This is a genomic window from Oerskovia rustica, from assembly GCF_014836555.1.
GTDB lineage: Bacteria > Actinomycetota > Actinomycetes > Actinomycetales > Cellulomonadaceae > Oerskovia > Oerskovia rustica.
Genome location: NZ_JACSQQ010000049.1, coordinates 22125 through 23995, shown reverse-complemented (window position 1 = coordinate 23995; position 1871 = coordinate 22125). Strand labels below are relative to the sequence as shown.

Genomic DNA, 1871 nt, shown 5'->3' with positions numbered 1-1871 from the left:
ACGCGCCGGCGCTCGTCGACGTAGAGCGAGCCGCCCGCCCAGTCGGGGTCGGAGGGCAGCGGGTCGCTCGGCGCCCCCTCGACCGCGGCCGAGGACCAGCGCGTGGTCACCTCGCCGTCGTGGACGCGCTGGAGCGCGAGCTCGACCGCCCGGCGGAAGCCGATCAGCCCGCCGGGCGGGTCGGGGACGTACCGCGCGATGTCGTGCTCGTCGCACACGACCTCGTGGACCAGGGACTCGACCAGGGGGCGTGCGATGCTCGCGGGCACGGGGGTCACGAGACCCACCCAGTGGCTCGACAGGCGCGGGGTCAGGACCGGGACGCTCACGATCAGGCGTCGCGGGAGCCCTGCGACCTGCGCGTAGCCCTGCATCATCTGCCGGTAGGTCAGGACGTCGGGGCCGCCGACGTCGAACGCGCGCGAGACGTCCGGGGGCATCGTCGCGCTGCCGACGAGGTAGCGCAGCACGTCGCGGATCGCGATCGGCTGGATGCGGTTGTCGACCCAGCGCGGCGTCGTCATCGCAGGCAGGCGCTCGGTGAGGTAGCGCATCATCTCGAACGACGCCGAGCCCGACCCGAGGATCACCGCGGCCTGGAGGACCGTCGTCGGGACGCCCGAGGACAGCAGGATCTCGCCCACCTCCTTGCGCGAGGCCAGGTGCGGGGACAGGTCTGCGTCGTCGACGTCGGGGAACAGGCCGCCCAGGTAGACGATCCGCCCGACGCCCGCCTCGCGGGCCGCCCGGGCGAACGTCAGGGCCGTGCGCCGGTCGCGGGCCGCGAACGAGCGGCCCGTGCCGAGCGAGTGGATCAGGTAGTACGCGACGTCCGCCCCCTGCAGCGCCTCGCGGATCTGGTCGAGGTCCGACGCGTCGGCCTGGACCAGGTCCACGTGCTGCGCCCAGTCGCGGCCGACCAGGCGTTCGGGGCGGCGGGCGATCGCGCGGACGCGGTGCCCGGCGCCCAGGAGCTCGGGGACGAGGCGGCCGCCGACGTAGCCCGTCACCCCCGTGACGGCGACGGTCAGGGGTCGGGACCCGGCCACGGTGGGCCCGGCGGCCGACTCGGCGGCCGGGGCGGTCGTGGTGGGCGGGGGAGCGGCGTCGTCGGTGGGAGTCATGGTGCTCCCCATGGTGACCCGAGGGACGGCGGCTCGCGACCGGCCGTCACCCGAGCAGGTCCAGCACGGCGCGCTCGGCCGCGGCCTGGCTGCGCCGCCTGCCCAGGAGCGGCTCGATGGTCTGCCCGCGCTCCCAGAGGTCGACCAGGCGAGGGTCGATGTACGACGAGCGGGCGACGGCCGGGGTGTTGCCGAGCTCGTCGGCGACGTCCCGGACCACGCCCGCGACCACGGCCCGCCGGGCGCGGTCGGAGGCGGGTGGTGCACCCGCGTCCGCGAGGGCGCGGGCGGCGAGGACGGTGGCGTGCCAGGTGCGGAAGTCCTTCGCGGTCGCGTCCTCGCCCAGGCGCTCCTTGAGGTAGGCGGTCACGTCCGCGCTCGTCACGTCGTGCCAGACCACGCCGCCCGGCGTCTCCTCGCGCCACGCGAGCAGGTCGCCCGCGCCCCGACGCCGCACGAGCGTGGTGACGATCTCGCGGACCCGCTCGTCCTCGACGACGACGTCACGCACCTGCCCCGACTTCGCGGGGTAGCGGAAGTGGACCGAGCCGTCGCGCCGCACGCGCACGTGCTCGGTGCGCAGCGTCGCGAGACCGTAGCTGCCGTTCTGCTTCGCGTACGCCTCGCTGCCGGCGCGGAAGTAGGCGAGGTCCAGGAGCCGGAACGCGAGCGCGAGGACCTTGGCCCGCGGCATCCCGTCCGCCGTGAGGTCCTTGGCGACCCGGCGGGGGGGGGGGGGGGGGGGGG

2 protein-coding genes are annotated in these 1871 nt (G+C 75.7%); both read right to left on the bottom strand.

Going from position 1 to position 1871, the window contains the following annotated elements; genetic code table 11:
* Positions 1 to 1124 (bottom strand): NAD(P)H-binding protein (locus H9652_RS18305; protein WP_191798087.1); only part of this gene is annotated, 1124 nt, incomplete at its 3' end.
* A gap of 46 nt (positions 1125 to 1170) precedes the next feature.
* The coding region (locus tag H9652_RS18300) for a site-specific integrase (protein WP_225228455.1) at positions 1171 to 1871 on the bottom strand (701 nt) is incomplete at its 5' end.